This is a genomic window from Pseudoalteromonas sp. Xi13 (assembly GCF_003952205.1).
GTDB lineage: Bacteria > Pseudomonadota > Gammaproteobacteria > Enterobacterales > Alteromonadaceae > Pseudoalteromonas > Pseudoalteromonas atlantica.
Genome location: NZ_CP034440.1, coordinates 340,693 through 355,496, shown reverse-complemented (window position 1 = coordinate 355,496; position 14,804 = coordinate 340,693). Strand labels below are relative to the sequence as shown.

12 protein-coding genes are annotated in these 14,804 nt (G+C 36.8%); 6 read left to right on the top strand and 6 right to left on the bottom strand.

The features are described from left to right. Positions 1 to 598 precede the first annotated feature (598 nt). From EJ103_RS18070 to EJ103_RS18055, 4 genes are all read right to left on the bottom strand, one after another. Positions 599 to 1,930, bottom strand: coding sequence for a hypothetical protein (locus EJ103_RS18070; protein ID WP_126009132.1), 1,332 nt, complete (start codon positions 1,928 to 1,930; stop codon positions 599 to 601). Beyond that, the gene (locus tag EJ103_RS18065) at positions 1,930 to 2,802 is read right to left on the bottom strand and encodes a TniB family NTP-binding protein (RefSeq protein WP_157683938.1); all 873 of its coding nucleotides are present in this window, start codon (positions 2,800 to 2,802) and stop codon (positions 1,930 to 1,932) included. Before EJ103_RS18065 ends, EJ103_RS18070 begins: the two co-directional genes overlap by 1 nt. A gap of 71 nt (positions 2,803 to 2,873) precedes the next feature. Next, on the bottom strand, positions 2,874 to 4,901 hold the full coding sequence (locus tag EJ103_RS18060; protein ID WP_126009129.1) for a DDE-type integrase/transposase/recombinase: 2,028 nt from the start codon (positions 4,899 to 4,901) through the stop codon (positions 2,874 to 2,876). Continuing rightward, the gene (locus EJ103_RS18055; protein ID WP_126009127.1) at positions 4,898 to 5,509 is read right to left on the bottom strand and encodes a TnsA endonuclease N-terminal domain-containing protein; all 612 of its coding nucleotides are present in this window, start codon (positions 5,507 to 5,509) and stop codon (positions 4,898 to 4,900) included. The genes EJ103_RS18060 and EJ103_RS18055 overlap by 4 nt, the downstream gene beginning before the upstream one ends. Positions 5,510 to 6,195: 686 nt before the next feature. On the opposite strand from EJ103_RS18055, the gene EJ103_RS18050 reads away from it, so the two are divergent. Both EJ103_RS18050 and EJ103_RS18045 read left to right on the top strand, forming a co-directional pair. After that, positions 6,196 to 6,519, top strand: a complete 324-nt coding sequence (locus EJ103_RS18050; protein WP_024032696.1) for a hypothetical protein — start codon at positions 6,196 to 6,198, stop codon at positions 6,517 to 6,519. A gap of 398 nt (positions 6,520 to 6,917) precedes the next feature. Then, positions 6,918 to 7,508, top strand: coding sequence for a hypothetical protein (locus EJ103_RS18045; RefSeq protein WP_126009125.1), 591 nt, complete (start codon positions 6,918 to 6,920; stop codon positions 7,506 to 7,508). 241 nt (positions 7,509 to 7,749) lie between these two features. Here the strand turns inward: EJ103_RS18045 and EJ103_RS18040 are convergent, their stop codons facing one another. Together EJ103_RS18040 and EJ103_RS18035 are read right to left on the bottom strand one after the other, a co-directional pair. After that, entirely contained in the window at positions 7,750 to 9,159 is a 1,410-nt protein-coding gene (locus EJ103_RS18040) for a HAMP domain-containing sensor histidine kinase (RefSeq protein WP_223866400.1), read from the bottom strand. Next, positions 9,156 to 9,830 carry a response regulator transcription factor gene (locus EJ103_RS18035; RefSeq protein ID WP_024032693.1) on the bottom strand — a complete coding sequence of 225 codons (675 nt, stop codon included), beginning with the start codon at positions 9,828 to 9,830 and terminating at the stop codon, positions 9,156 to 9,158. The genes EJ103_RS18040 and EJ103_RS18035 overlap by 4 nt, the downstream gene beginning before the upstream one ends. 173 nt (positions 9,831 to 10,003) lie before the next feature. Between EJ103_RS18035 and EJ103_RS18030 the strand changes: the two genes are divergently transcribed. The 4 genes from EJ103_RS18030 (at position 10,004) to EJ103_RS18015 (ending at position 14,751) form a co-directional block, all read left to right on the top strand. Next, the gene (locus EJ103_RS18030; RefSeq protein WP_055018895.1) at positions 10,004 to 11,965 is read left to right on the top strand and encodes an LTA synthase family protein; all 1,962 of its coding nucleotides are present in this window, start codon (positions 10,004 to 10,006) and stop codon (positions 11,963 to 11,965) included. Positions 11,966 to 11,967: 2 nt separating this feature from the next. Beyond that, the gene (locus EJ103_RS18025; protein WP_096042867.1) at positions 11,968 to 13,620 is read left to right on the top strand and encodes a phosphoethanolamine--lipid A transferase; all 1,653 of its coding nucleotides are present in this window, start codon (positions 11,968 to 11,970) and stop codon (positions 13,618 to 13,620) included. Further along, positions 13,610 to 13,996: a diacylglycerol kinase gene (locus EJ103_RS18020; RefSeq protein WP_024032690.1), complete on the top strand. Its 387-nt coding sequence runs from the start codon at positions 13,610 to 13,612 to the stop codon at positions 13,994 to 13,996. Before EJ103_RS18025 ends, EJ103_RS18020 begins: the two co-directional genes overlap by 11 nt. A gap of 377 nt (positions 13,997 to 14,373) precedes the next feature. Next, entirely contained in the window at positions 14,374 to 14,751 is a 378-nt protein-coding gene (locus EJ103_RS18015) for a MerR family transcriptional regulator (RefSeq protein WP_010557530.1), read from the top strand. Positions 14,752 to 14,804: the final 53 nt, after the last annotated feature.

Genomic DNA, 14,804 nt, shown 5'->3' with positions numbered 1-14,804 from the left:
GTGGCACTGATCATTTTTGATCGGCGCCATATAACTTGAGAATCTCAGCCATGTAATAAGATTTCAAAACAATAACTTAGCTTGTGTTCTTTATCGGTACTGCGCCTCTTAAATTGAGAATTATTTATAGCTAAAAACTGCCCCAACACAAATTCTCATCCAGCCAAAAAGTTCTCATTCTGCCTTGCAGATTCTCATTCTGCCACTGAAGAACTCTGACTTGATTTTAATGAGCACATAATTAAGTAGATTCTGTATTCGGTAAATTAGTGGCGAACACTATACGCTAATATTTACTTAGTAAAAGTGTAGTAAATCGATTAGAAAATGGATTTTTAGGATAAAGAGAAATGAAGCCATTTAAGTGAAAGTTAAAATGCAGATATGCGAAGCTTCATTTGTAATGTTGAGTTAATTCAAATTTGGTTTGATTTAGGTTTAGTTATGGATGAAGTTACTAAACCTTTATTAAAAAAGGGAAAGTTAAACTTATTGATATTCAGTCGATTAGTTTTAGTGAACTGCCGGTATTGTTATTAATAAAGCATAGACCGAGAACATGTCTCGGCCTAAAAATTAAAGTTGAAATTACAAAGTACTAAATGTCGAGTGATAGCTGTTTGTTTTGCGTTTTCGCCAACTTCAAAGTATCACAATTAAGTATACGTTTTGAATTATTGCCATGAATGTAAACGGGCCTGAGCTTACCGGTATTAATCAACCTCATTAGTTCTACCTTTGGTATACCGGTGACTTCAGCTACGTTTGCAACGGACATCGTTTTATCTCTTATAAGTTGAGTATGTAATTTACAAAAGGTATCGAATGCTTCAGGCAAAACGTGTATGGAATGCATTAAGTCTAATGAAGGTTTGTATGTTATTGATAATTCTTTATTTTTAGCAGCTATCAGTACATCAGTTATACAGATATTATGAAGAGCCATAAAGCGACGTAGCTCAGAAAGGGGGACGTAATCTTTATTGTGGCTGAACTCGGCTAAAAAGGTATAAACACCTGATATTTCAACGCGAGTATCTGTTCTTAAGGCCTTTTTTGAATCAGTTCTTATCAATCCAACTTCGACTAAAAGAGCGATTTGTTTAAACGTTACCCCAATTATAGAGGAGGCTGTTTGAGCTTCAAACCAAAGCTGAGTTATGGGAGCTTTTGAACGAATATACTCGCTATTATACATTTCATATAGTGTGGATAATGACCCCCATTCACATAGCAAATTCTGAACAATAATTTCAATTTTGTGAAACTCAATGTTCAACGGTAGATCTGTTGGTACACGTTTAGCCCTTTCACTTAAGAATACTCTAGCACTATCTGGGTTATTAAGAATATCAGCCGCTCTATTTAATAATGTGGAGGTAATCTCCTTTGGTGGGAAACTCGTTCGTGTATTACTATCGTCAACTATCACTTTAGCTATGAGGTATGCATCGTGGACTTGTTCAGGTGATTTTAATTGATTATTCAATGGCATATGCGTTAAGCGTAAGCCGCACAAAGGTGATGTGCAGCGGCCATTTAGAAGATTAATGGTAAATTGCAGCGGTGAATTGCAATGAGGGCATTCGGATAACAGGGCACACTCATGAATAATACAGTGTCGTAAAAATGGATTTTGCCACTGGGCCCTAAAATACCCATATTGGTTAACACAATCTGGACAAACTTGTGGCGTTAGCAATCTCGCATGTGTCCAGCACTTTATCTTTAATGATGATAAAGTGCGAGTTATAGGAATAAGGTGATCAAGGAGTCCGTTCTTTGTTGATCTACCTTTGATGATACTGGTTAGCATAGCCTTATTGAGTACGCGAGATTCTGATTGTATGCCATTTCTTTTAAGTAAACGAAGTACATAACCAATACCTGACTCCGCTTCATAGTAAGAGGGTTTTATTGGGAAACGCATTAGCATAACCCCGAATAGAACTGACTTCTAAGGTTTTTATCTTGCTCATTTAGATATGCATCTAATTGTTTTTTTGTTAAAAGTTCATAATCAAATGGATTGACAGCCCCAATTGCATATTTCTCAAAGTTTTCAAATAAGGCTTCTATAAGCTGATCATAGTTTTTTGCATTTCGTGTGTTATTACGTAAAAATAAATCGCGCATTGTACTCATGGTGTGCTCACTGTACGCAAGGTAAATACGATCAAGTAGCTCACTGTGCTCATCCTTTGTTAAATTTGGCAACCCAACTTGTTGAATGAACCAATTACAACAGGCAATCCAGTTTTTCGTTTTAGGAAGGATTGGCTTAATTTCAATGGGGCGCATTTGTCGACGAGACATCTGCTCGTCATCGTCAAATTTACCGGCGGTTCTACCAAATGTAATAAGGCGCTTAGCACTGCTTGTACCGGCGAAAATAATCGAACAACGGATCTTGTTGCTATCGATCAGATAGCAAAAATATTTAATAATTCGTTGAAACTCTATCCCATCATAACTTGAGGCAATATTCTGAATTTCATCAAGAATGATTAGCTCCACTTCTAGGTCTTTGAGAAGTGAGATAAGTTGGGCATCCAATTCAGCTGCAGTAGTGCGAGAGTTTTGTGTTGTTCCCTCTAGCTCTGAAATTAAAAATCGAGTTATCTCTGCAGTACTTTTTTTAAACTCCTTAAAAGCGACATAAAAGATTGGTTTTGTCGTTTTTTCTGGCTTAGTAACAGGTAAAAACTGAGCGTGATACTGCTTTAATATATACGTCTTGCCAGCACCCGAGGCACCATAAATAAGTTGAGCTCGTTTATCCTCTGAAGGTACGTGATACATATTGTGGATTTCCGCTATCCTCTGCCATATCTTCATTTGAATGTCACATGCGAAAATTGTACTGGGCATAGTTACCATTGTTTTTCATTTCCTTCATCATCATTATAACGGGTAGAGGCCATTTCTCTGGTTTTGCTCACTATCGTATCTGCGTAGGTATCTTGTTCACCTGAGTGCGATATCTGTGATTTAAGTTCATTCACTTTATGAGATTTTTTTATTCGCTCTACAATGGATAAGTTCTCTTTCGTATTTTTATTGAAAGACGCTACCTTCGGGCCTCTGTGCTGTTTGCGTTTGGGCTTTTGCTTTACGAATTCAGTTATTTCACCGACATAGTGACCAGTAGGAGTATGGGAGAAAGTTTCTGTATATATTCCGAGTTGGGTCAGAGTTTGATTGCCATTTAATTCAGCAAAGCTGACTGGTAGTTTAGTATCATGATGGTCAATATTATCAGCCACTATTTCCACAGGATTGTTCTCGCCAGGCAGTGTTGCTTGAACTGTTACTTTTCTGGCATCTAGGTCGTCATGAAACACATAAACAGAGGGGTTTTCACCCAGCTCCATGTCTGTTTTAGTAGCCGCGTATAGTTGTTTTAGCTCATCACTGTAATAATCTTGACCTAAACATCTGATAGTTCCACGTTGCTGTAATTTATGTGAGGCCTGGGCTCTGGACACGTGGAAGCAATGTTGTAGCTGATCATATGTGAATGAAGGCATAGGCGTATCAATAATGGACTGATTCCATTTTTTGATAGGCGTATGGCCAGCCTGTTTATGGTGTTTGTGCATGTATTCTGTCAAAAATATATTCAGTAGCTTTGTAAAATCAGATACCTTTATATCCGCACGTTTAGCTAATGGAATTGTGTCGAGTGAGTTCGGGTTAGTACGTTTTCCTGAATAACTTTGAAATCCAATACTCGTCTCACCACTTTGCGTTTCAATCTTCATACCTGAAAAAAAGTGATCTCTTAATACGTTAAAAAATGACTCAATGAATGGCTTCTTAGCAGGTTGATTTGATGGTGTATAATGAATATTTAACTCAAGTCGCTCCGCAGCCTTTTTTATCAAACGATTATTAAACCCTGGGCCATTATCCATAATCAATGTAGTCGGTTTGCGTCCATTCATTGTAAGATTACTATCCGCCATAAATATTTGACGTAAAAGGTTAAGCCCACCGGCAGAGTTTTCAGGTTCAAAGCTAAGCACCACAGAGATAGGTGCGCGTGTGTATACGTCTATTGCTACATACAAAGAAATAGGCGGTGTCGGAAGGCCTGTTTTGTCGTCAATTAAACACATATTTAGCACAACACGGTCGCATTCAACGCGCTGCATTGCGTAATAGGTTTTTATTCGTTTACGTAGCGTTGTTAGTCGCTTATTGATTTCCGCTTGTGAAAGGCCTTTAAAATTAGCAAGTTTTTCGGCATCAGTAAGCTCTTGTAACCGGCGGTAAAAGGTGCGTTGTGATGCGATTTGAATCTCATTATTTTTCAAGCTAGCTTCTTGCGCTTCTCGTTTATAGTTACTGTAATATGCGCCTTTGAAAGCAGAGTTATTACACGAATAGACGGTAGCGATGTAGTGCTGTATGAAAGCCTCAGTGGCCGCATTTAGCCGTACAGGGCTATTGCGCTTCACTCCCGCAAGCGCCTCATCATTAAAATCTGATTGAACCCATACGCGCCAATGGCGACATACCGTTTTCCATTGCGGGTGTTTTGTGGCAATAGTTGCAGGATGTTGGCTCTCGACTCGTTTGATGAGCTCATCATATGTCTTCTTAGTTGTAGCAGGGTATCCTTCACTAACCAGTTCTTTCAAGATAGATTGATACATCAATCGTGATGTAACCGTTAACTTTTGATATTCTGTTAGTTCAATATGTGGATGCTGTGCGTTTCTTAATATAAAGCCTTTATCATCAATTGATTTCTCAAAGTCGTCTCGAGGTAATAGGCGCTTCTTAGTCTCTATACCATCACCGGAAAGGAGTATTGATGTACTGTCAACAAACGCAATAGATTCAACGTTACCGTACTTATTAGTCAAGTCAGTGCCCGTAGCATATCCGATCATTTGAGGTGACCTCGCATCAATGTAGTAGAGGCGTTTAACGGCTTCTCCATATCGAATTTATATACATTTGATGCAATTAGTCCATAAGCCTCTGACACTGGGTTTTTAGCTATACCCTCCAAGCATTCGATGAGTTGACCAAAGGTTAAATCTCCATCAGGCAGCATTGTTAATGGCAATGAATGCTCCGAGTAATACATTGTTATCAGATTCAGGTTCGCCATAAAGATAGTATTGAGCTTATCGACGATGATTAACCGTAAACCTATTTGTGCTTTTTTTCGGGTGTACTCATTAAAAAGATGAATTTTCGAGTGATACTCTTTATCAACCTGAGACTCATGATGAACTTCAATATATTCAGCGAAGCCAGAATGATATAGGACTAAGAAGTCGGGTGTATAGCGGTAAACTTTTTTGTCTATAGTCACTTCTATTTGCTCAGGCTGGGTGGCAAACAGCTTCACATTAGGGTCACATTCCAGTTTAAAAGCCAGGATCAGCTCCTGAAATGACTCGGGATTAAGTGCGCACTGATTTTTATGGGAGTAAAATCGTATAACAAATCGACCTCTGTGAACGTTAGCGTTCGTCTTTGTAACGGTCATAATTTTACCTCCCAAAAAATAAATGTCTTTACACTATAGATAATGGGTGATAAATTAAAAGGTTTATCTTTAGAATAGTTGTTCTTGGTAAGCATTTTTACATTATTCCTTTCGTCATAATTAGGCTTATCAATCCTTGGAGCCACTGAAAATTTTGTTTTATTTTCAAGGGTTAATCTCACTTTAAAATTCAAAAGTTAAGTTCAATGTTTTTTCTACGAGCAAATTATTTATTCTCAAAAAAAATTTATCTTTAAAGTACTGTGAAGGTTTCTCGAGTTGTTTTTACCTTATCCAAACCGATTTTATGTTTGTGTTTAACATGAAGTTGTTATGTTCAAGTAAAACACCCAAAGTGAAATTAGTATTCAGTGCTGCTCCTAAAAGCTTAAATTTAAAATTTCACACCTAGCCCCCAGCAAGGTTGATGCTTTTCAAAAGGCAGTCACTATGATTGCAGATATTACAGAAATAGAGAAGGTTAAACTGGTCAGATCTCTCGTTATCTTCTTTAAGTGTCTTTGATTTGGGTTTTAAAATTCATAAAATGCCAACGATATTAATTCTAGGTTAATTTAAGCATTTTTATTTTTTGTGTTTTTTAAGAAAAAAGAGGGGGTGTTCTTGTTTATTAAGTTAAGGTTAATGGAGGCTTAAATTTTTTTGTAAACAAGATGGAGTGACATATGAAACACAAGCCAGAAGGGTGGGTTGTTTTAACGTTTCAAACTATTGATAGCAAACCCTGCTATGTGTTGTTTTGTTCGTGGAAAAATGATGATGAATGGAGAGTAAGCTCAGGTTCAATGGTTCTACCTCACTTATCACCCTGTGGGAATTATTGGATTTGGCCTCAAATATCAGGCTCTGTATACGAGCTTCCCGTTGATGAAGAAAATGGCTATACCTTCTACACTGGCGCTGTATTAGATGAATTGTTAGTAAAAGGGTATCGCGATGGTACTAAGCTAAAGCGCATTGCACTTAAAGATATTATGGAAGATAAATAAGGCGATTATCGCCTTCTAATCTGTCTATTTTACTTTTAAAGGTCATGAGCTCTACATTACGGTAGATACCTAGGGGCTTTGGTAGGCAAAGATGAGAATCTGTATTATGTAAATATTGCTAGTTCTACATTAAAAGCTAATAAATGAATACATTAAAAGCTAATAAATGAATACAGTAAAAGCTAATAAATGAATACAGTAAAAGCTAATAAATGAATACAGTAAAAGCTAATAAATGAATAGAGTACAGGTATAACTAACGCGCACTCCCTTAGTAATCCAGCCTAATAAAATTTGGCTAATATTCAATAAGATTCTGTTTGCGTTGCCGAAGGAGTTGATATTCTGGCTTCATTAATCTTTAATAAGCACAAATATTACTTCACAAAGGATTACTTATGGGAAAGGAACTCGATATTTATAAATTACACAAACCAGATAGAACATACGATATAATTGACCTAGATAACGTATCGATGGCAGACCAAATTGCCGAAGAAAATAACCTCAGTTATAAAGAAGCAGTAATATTAGCCAAGATTGGCTTTCCAAGCGGCAAAACTAGAATAACGGATATAGTCAAAAACGGATTTAGCTGCAAGGTTGAAAAAGAAGCTTTAAAGCAAGCCTACGACGTAAACTTATTTACGAATTACCTTGTTTTGAACCAAAAAGCGTATATTGCCCTAGGGAACTATCTGCAAGTATACGGGGAGTTTATACCGCTTAGGTGTGATAAAGAGCTAATTTTATTTAATCCACTCGTTTTCGAAGAAGAAGACGAATCTCTTACTGAAAAGGCTTACCTGAATGGTATTGAGGATGGCCTCAAATCCTTATCATTTAAATCAGACAAAAATCTTGTTTTTAAATCATGCATGCAAGGTGGGACAGCACTTTATTGTAATGCTGCGTTTAAATCTCTGGTTAATGAAAATAGCTTAAGCGGACTTTCTTTTAACAGTGATTTAGTTAGCATTTTTGCTTAACAAGATAAGCGCGTAATGTATTCATTTAATAAGATCTAACCAAAACTGTCAGATTTGAACAAATAAAGTCAATCAAATCGAACAGACGCATTTATTCCATGAGCGGACAGTGATAACAACACCCAGCTAAGCCGCAGAAAAGGTGTTGATTGTTTTATAGCTGCCAGAAAATTAAGTATATAGGAGCCTCTTCACATAATTGTACACCCCAGCCTTTATTTCTATGTAGTTAGTGAATAAGCTAATCCGTAGTTAAGGCTAAAGAAAATGTAATTTTTTTGTCACTAACTTTCGCGCTTAATTGCGCATCAATTGCTTTACTAAGCGTCTTAGCGATTGATAGCCCTAATCCAAAGTTATCAATCGATGTTCTTGAAGTGTCTTTTTGCCATAATGGGTCAAATAATTGGTCTATATCGCTATCATTCAAAGGTTCATTAAGGGAATTAGTAACTGATAATATTAAGTTTTTATCCCTTACAACTCTCGTGGAGACTAAAATTTTTGAATCGAGTGGACTGTATTGTTTCGCGTTGTTAACTAAATTGCTAAAAATTGATTCAAGGGCAAACAAGTTGCTCATAATTGCTGGTGCATTTTCATCCAACTGCAAATTTACACGTGATAAATCATGGGTTTCCAGTATTCTGCTAATAACTTGATTTAAATCACAGGCATCTCGCTTGTTCAGCTTACCTCCCCCGTATTTATGTAATAGCAATAAATTTGAGACTATATTTTTAAGTCTCAGGCTTATCTTCAAAGCTTCAGGCTTAAAGTCATCATTGAGCTCTTTTTCATTTGGAAACCGTATGGAGACTTCTGCCATATTAATTAGTTCGGCAATGGGCGTTTTTATTTCATGGGCAATATCTGATGTGAGGCGCTTCTCTCTTAGGTAAAGTTGCCTGTTCTCTTTAATAAAGGCATTTAAACTTTCAACAATTGGCAAGAGCTCTTTAACTGGCTCTTTTATAAATATCTCTGAGCCTTCACTGATAATGCTTAACTGACTGATATCCTTATTTAATTGTACCAATGGCGCAAGTGATGTATCTATGGCCTTTCTGACAAACAATCGAATAAATACAATAACTGTAATCGTCGTGACTATAAAAATAACGTCAATCAACCAAAGTACAAAATCAACTTCCTCAGAGGATGCTGTATAAGCTAAAATCATTGACTCACCGTCTGTCTTTTTAGAGGTGTCAACTGATGCATTATCTTTTACTTGTGGTATAAAACGACTGTAAAAAATTCGGCCATCTCGACCATCAGGTAGTTGAATAGGTCGTATTTTTGATTCGCCAATTTCCAAGTTTTCAAATGGTAGGTTTTTAACCTCAAATAAATCTAAACTTTTTGAGCGGATGGAGGTACCTTCTTTGTTCCATATTTGAAAGTATTCGGGCTCAACTTCTCCTGCGAACTCAGGCATAAACTCACTGGAAAAATTATAGGAATAACCATTATCGGTCTTATTTACTAAGGTCTTTAACATACCTGCTTTAGATTGCAGGCTGCGATCAAACTCATTGTCTATCCAGCTATCAACAGCAATATCAGTGGCCAACAATATGCATAAAACTAACCCTGTTATAGTTACTGAGAGAGTAATTACTAGTTTACTGCGAATAGATTTCATCATTGCCCTTGCACAATATAACCAAAGCCACGTTTGGTTTGAATTGGTAGCTCTCCCCCTGCAACTCTTACTTTTTTACGAGCAGATGATAAATGGGCTTCAATCGAGTTTTTCGATATTAAATCATACTGTCCTGCAAGATAGGTACTTAGCTTTTCCGCACTAAACACTTTATTTTGATTGCTAAATAAACATTCGACAATTTTGTACTCGTTGGGTGTTAAATCAATAACGTTGTCAGAAACTTTTAGCAGTTTTAACTGTAAATTCAGGGCTAAATTATCAATAACTATAATATCACTGACCATTTTTAGTCCACCACGACGCATTAAATTTAAGAGTCGAGCGTGAAGTTCATCAAATGAAAAAGGTTTAGTGAGGTAATCATCCGCTCCGGTTAGAAGCCCTAAAACGCGGTCTTCAGGTTCTTGCTTTGCGGATAAAATTAAAACTTTAGTATCAAGCTGTTTTGTTCTTATGGTTTGCAGTACAGTGATGCCATCGATACTAGGTAGCATAATATCAAGTATTACAAGCTCATATTCACCTGTCATTGCCATACTCAACCCTTGTGAGCCATCACCGGTTTCATCCACCGCAAAGCCCAAATTTGTTAAGCCAACCCGTAAACTACGTCGCAGTGACCCTGAATCTTCAATTATTAATAACTTCATGTTCTATTTGTTCACCTGAAAATACATCTTAATCACTAGGTTACGCTATATAACTTAAGTTTTACTTAAGGCTTCCTTAAGTTTTTATAGTATAGCCATTATTAAGTTTATCATCAGGATTTCTTAAGTTTCGATTTTTAGTATTGCTGCAATTTTTAAAGACGAGTACAACTATGTCAGCAAATACTTCCGTTTTAAAACCCTTGTTACGTTTTACACTTATATTGTTATCAATCTTTATAACTTCCCGAATTGGGCTATTGATATGGCAACATTCAAGATTAAATGATGGTGATATTTGGCCAGTCATTTCAGGTGCTATCAAAATAGACTTAAGTAGCGTTGGATACTTAGCAACTATTGGAGTGCTGATATTGATGCTGCATGTAATTGCACGCTCTAAAACAAAGCTATTCCAGCGCATGTTTTCGCTTTACGGTAGCATTATTGCGACTGTTGTTGTTATTTTAGAAACATCAACAGCTGCATTCATCACTCAATATGATGTAAGGCCTAACCGGTTATATATTGAATATCTTGATTACCCACAAGAAGTATTCTCGATGCTAATTCATGGTCACCTTTTAGCAATGCTAAGTACATTACTTGTGGCGACAATAACAAGTATTTACAGCTATCGCCTTTTATATAGAGCATTCACAAAACCACAAGTACAGCCACTGAAAAAAGTAGCTAATTTATCTATTCTTATGGGTGTTTTAATACTTTGTTTCCTTGCTGCCAGAGGTACATTGAGCCACCGGCCACTTAACCCTGCATTAGTCTATTTTTCTCAAGATTCACTAGTAAATTCACTTGTTCTTAACTCCACTTACAGTGTTGCGTTTGCGCTGAAAAACATGGGTAACGAAAAAAGTGCTAGCAATTTGTATGGCACAATGCCTCATCAGCAAGTTATAGATATAGTCAAAAAGGCTTCTTATCGTAAGCAGTTTGTCACCGGAAATATTCCGACCTTGGCACACAACAAACCTTTTGTTTCTGGAGTTAAAAAAAACTTAGTAATTATACTTGAGGAAAGTTTAGGTGCCCGATTTGTTGGACAACTTGGTGGGTTAGGTATAACTCCTGAACTTGATGAGCTATATCAACAAGGGTGGGGGTTTGACAACCTTTATGCTACGGGAACGCGCTCCGTGAGAGGTATTGAAGCAATTACCACTGGCTTTATGCCATCTCCATCTCGCTCGGTAGTTAAACTATCTAAATCCCAGCATAACTTTTTTTCATTAGCTGATGTATTGAGTCAACAAGGTTATATTACCCAATTTATCTACGGCGGTGAAAGTCATTTTGACAATATGAAAAGCTTTTTCCTAGGAAACGGATTTAACGATATTGTTGACATCAACCACATTGAAAACCCTCAGTTTATCTCATCTTGGGGCGCGAGTGATGAGGACTTATTCCAACAAGCAGATAAGGAACTGACTAAACTAAGTAATGCGGCAGTGCCATTTTTTAGTCTTGTATTTACTTCGAGCAATCACGATCCATTTGACATCCCACAAGGTAAGGTATCGCTACCTGAAGGGTATAGCCCTGAAAACTATAAACGTGATCTTGCAATTAAGTATGCAGATTACGCACTAGGGAAGTTTATAAATAAAGCAAAAACACAATCGTACTGGAAAAACACCGTATTTTTGGTTGTGGCAGACCATGATGTGCGTGTTTTTGGCTCTGAGCCCGTCCCTTTAAAGTCTTTTCACATACCTGCGGTTATTTTAAACAGCGATATGAAGGCTAAACGCGACTCAAGACTTGTTAGTCAAATTGACCTACCAGTTACTTTGTTGTCACTTTTAGGAATTGAACAAGCAACTCCAATGGTGGGCTTTGATCTCACCAAAAATTATCCAGTTGAACGCGTGATGATGCAGTACTACGACAATTTTGCATACCTAGAAAATGATCGCGCTGTCATCCTAATGCCAAATCAACAAACTAGCTATTGGCGCTATAACAAAAAAACCAAAATACAAAAAAGAAATAAACCGGAAAACGCAGATAAAACGTTAGCTGAAAAAGCACTCGCTCATGTGTTATTTAGCAACTTAGCTTACACAGAGCAGCTTTATCGTTTAGCTGATAAAAATAGCGATAAGGAATAATTATGAAAAATGCTTTTAAAATTTTTAACATTTCGTCTTGGCATGTAAGTTATAGTCATTTCGTTTGCTTAGTTTCGATGTATATTGTTATCGTATTTAATGGCTTGTTTTTATACAACACCTTTATTGCTGCAACACAGCCAGGCCATATAAATTGGCTTTTTATCACGTCTATTCCTTTAATGCTTTTCTCATTGACTATTTTAGTTTTGAGTTGGTTGTCCTTAGTTACTTTTGTTAAACCCGTACTTTTATTTAGCGTTTTACTTTGCTCATTATTGTTTTATTCAACACTTAATTATGGCGTTATTTTTGACAAAAGCATGTTACAAAATATTGTTGAGACAAACTCAGGTGAAGCATTTTCATATTTAAATTTTCAGCTTGTAATATTTGTAGTTTTATTAGGAATTGTACCTACTTACTTATTTTCCAAGTTCATAATTATTGGTAGTTTTAGAGTACGTTTAAAGAGCTTTGTGAAGCTAAATCTATTTGCTTTGCTTTGTTGTGCTTTAATAGCAGCAACCTTTTATAAAGAGTACGCTTCTGTAGGGCGTAATAACCGACAGCTTACAAGCTATATCACCCCGTTTGCTTTTTATACAGCGGGTTATAAATATTTGAGAGATAATTACTTTTACCCCCCCCTACCTTTTAAGGTACTTGATAATTTACCAGCTTTAGAAAATAAAACGACCACCTCGCTAACAGTAATGGTTGTAGGAGAAACTGCTCGGGCTGCTAACTTTTCACTGCAAGGCTATAGTAGAGCAACGAATGCTTATACCTCTAAGCTAGGCGTGAAATATTTTAGTGATGTTTCATCATGTGGAACGGCAACGGCTATCTCCGTGCCCTGTATGTTTTCACGGCTTAATCGCAAAGAATATGATTCGCGCCTTGCTAATAGTCAAGAAAATGTCCTAGACATTATCCAGCGTAGTGGTGTTGAAGTGACATGGATTGATAATAATAGCAGCTGTAAAGGAGTGTGTGCTCGCGTCAAATCAGAAAACATTGAGCCGAACAAAAAGCACTCGCTCTGTGACGGTGATTACTGTTTTGATGAAATATTAGTCTCGAAATTCAAAGACAGAATAGCTAAAAGTAACGTTAAGCATAAATTGATTATTCTACATATGATAGGTTCACATGGGCCAACTTATTATCGTCGTTACCCTGAACACGCAAGTTTGTTTAAACCTGACTGCGATCGAAGCGATATTCAGAACTGTACTACAACAGAGCTAACAAACACATATGATAACACTATTGCATACACAGACAGGGTATTGAGCGAATTAATAAAAGTATTACAAGAAAGTAACGAAACGGAAAAATCACTCTTGTATGTGTCAGATCACGGTGAGTCACTTGGTGAAAAAGGCTTATACCTTCATGGGTTTCCTTATGCACTAGCACCAACCGAGCAAACTCATATCCCAATGATTTTTTGGAGTAATAAGCTTACTGACTCTGAATTCAATCGCTGTGTTGAGTTGCAACACTCAAAAACATTTTCACACGACAATATTTTTGACACTTTGCTTGGATTAACTCATGTAAATAGCAACCAATACCAACCTATATACGATATTTTTAACGCCTGTAAGGCCGAAGCCTACAATGAGGGAATTCCCAATGCAGTTTGATAATGTAAATAAGCCGTCAGGTATTAATCGAGTATTTTTAGCTTTTAAAAATTCACAGCGTGCATTTAAATGGCTTGCCAAAAATGAAGCTGCTTTTAAACAAGAGCTTTTATTACTTGCTTTATCGCTAACTATTATTTCTATTTGGCAGATAGGTATTTACGAAAAGGTCATGCTCCTAATCTCTGTTTTATTTGTGATATTCGCAGAGATTGTTAATACAGCAATAGAAGCAACAATAGACAGAGTTGGCTTAGAAATTCATCCATTGTCTGGTCTCGCTAAAGATTTAGGCTCCGCAGCAGTACTAATTGCTCTATTGATATGTTCAGTCGTCTGGGTTGCTGTATTTATAAACTATATTGGTTATTTTTAAAATTTATCCAATCTCAATGACCGCTGATCGCTCAAATAAGGCCCCGAAAAATGGCTCATATAGCTATCTAGGTTAACGCTTTTAAAAACAGAAGTATATTTCCGATAACTACCTTTGAATTCCTGTAAACGGAAGTTTGCTTCCGAAATATAGCAATATTGGGTTAGAAACCGGAAGTTTACTTCCGTTTTGTACTTTAAGATTATAAGTTGGTATCTAATGAAAGCTCGGCAGTCCAACTCTTTTCTGCCCCAAGACGAGTTAACGTAAATGCTCTAAGGGCAGCTTTTAGTGAAAACCAGTCATTGTAGTTCGAGCAATTTTACTTCGTATTGATATACTAATGTCATGATTAAAGTTGATTTTATGGTTGGACGATGAAAACAATAGGCAAGTTGGCTAAAGAACTTGATATAGGCGTAGAAACTATACGGTTTTATGAGCGGGAAGGCTTGATAAAACAGCCTCAAAAACCTCAAAATGGTTATCGTGTCTATGACGACTCAATCACCAAACAATTACAATTCATCTGTAAGGCCAAAGCACTTGGCTTTACTCTAAAAGAAGTGGCTTCATTGATGTCAATGGATGGCGATTGTGCCAAAGTAGAATCCCTAGGCTTGCTGAAATTGAACGTAATTCAAAATAAGATAGCTGACCTTCAACGCTTAGAAGTCGTCATAAAAGAAATGACTAATTCATGCCGCAACAATAACGATCAATCCCACTGCCCAATAATCGATTCGCTAAAATAGTATTGACTCCGTACCTACCTACGGAGTTCATACTCAAATCATTCAAATAATGT

Excerpts from the sequence above, each read along its gene's own strand:
- EJ103_RS18015 (WP_010557530.1), top strand. The coding sequence starts at position 14,374 with ATGAAAACAATAGGCAAGTTGGCTAAAGAACTTGATATAGGCGTAGAA.
- EJ103_RS18065 (WP_157683938.1), bottom strand. The coding sequence starts at position 2,802 with ATGTATCACGTACCTTCAGAGGATAAACGAGCTCAACTTATTTATGGT.
- EJ103_RS18050 (WP_024032696.1), top strand. The coding sequence starts at position 6,196 with ATGAAACACAAGCCAGAAGGGTGGGTTGTTTTAACGTTTCAAACTATT.
- EJ103_RS18030 (WP_055018895.1), top strand. The coding sequence starts at position 10,004 with ATGTCAGCAAATACTTCCGTTTTAAAACCCTTGTTACGTTTTACACTT.
- EJ103_RS18020 (WP_024032690.1), top strand. The coding sequence starts at position 13,610 with ATGCAGTTTGATAATGTAAATAAGCCGTCAGGTATTAATCGAGTATTT.
- EJ103_RS18045 (WP_126009125.1), top strand. The coding sequence starts at position 6,918 with ATGGGAAAGGAACTCGATATTTATAAATTACACAAACCAGATAGAACA.
- EJ103_RS18070 (WP_126009132.1), bottom strand. The coding sequence starts at position 1,930 with ATGCGTTTCCCAATAAAACCCTCTTACTATGAAGCGGAGTCAGGTATT.
- EJ103_RS18025 (WP_096042867.1), top strand. The coding sequence starts at position 11,968 with ATGAAAAATGCTTTTAAAATTTTTAACATTTCGTCTTGGCATGTAAGT.
- EJ103_RS18060 (WP_126009129.1), bottom strand. The coding sequence starts at position 4,901 with ATGATCGGATATGCTACGGGCACTGACTTGACTAATAAGTACGGTAAC.
- EJ103_RS18040 (WP_223866400.1), bottom strand. The coding sequence starts at position 9,159 with ATGATGAAATCTATTCGCAGTAAACTAGTAATTACTCTCTCAGTAACT.
- EJ103_RS18055 (WP_126009127.1), bottom strand. The coding sequence starts at position 5,509 with ATGACCGTTACAAAGACGAACGCTAACGTTCACAGAGGTCGATTTGTT.
- EJ103_RS18035 (WP_024032693.1), bottom strand. The coding sequence starts at position 9,830 with ATGAAGTTATTAATAATTGAAGATTCAGGGTCACTGCGACGTAGTTTA.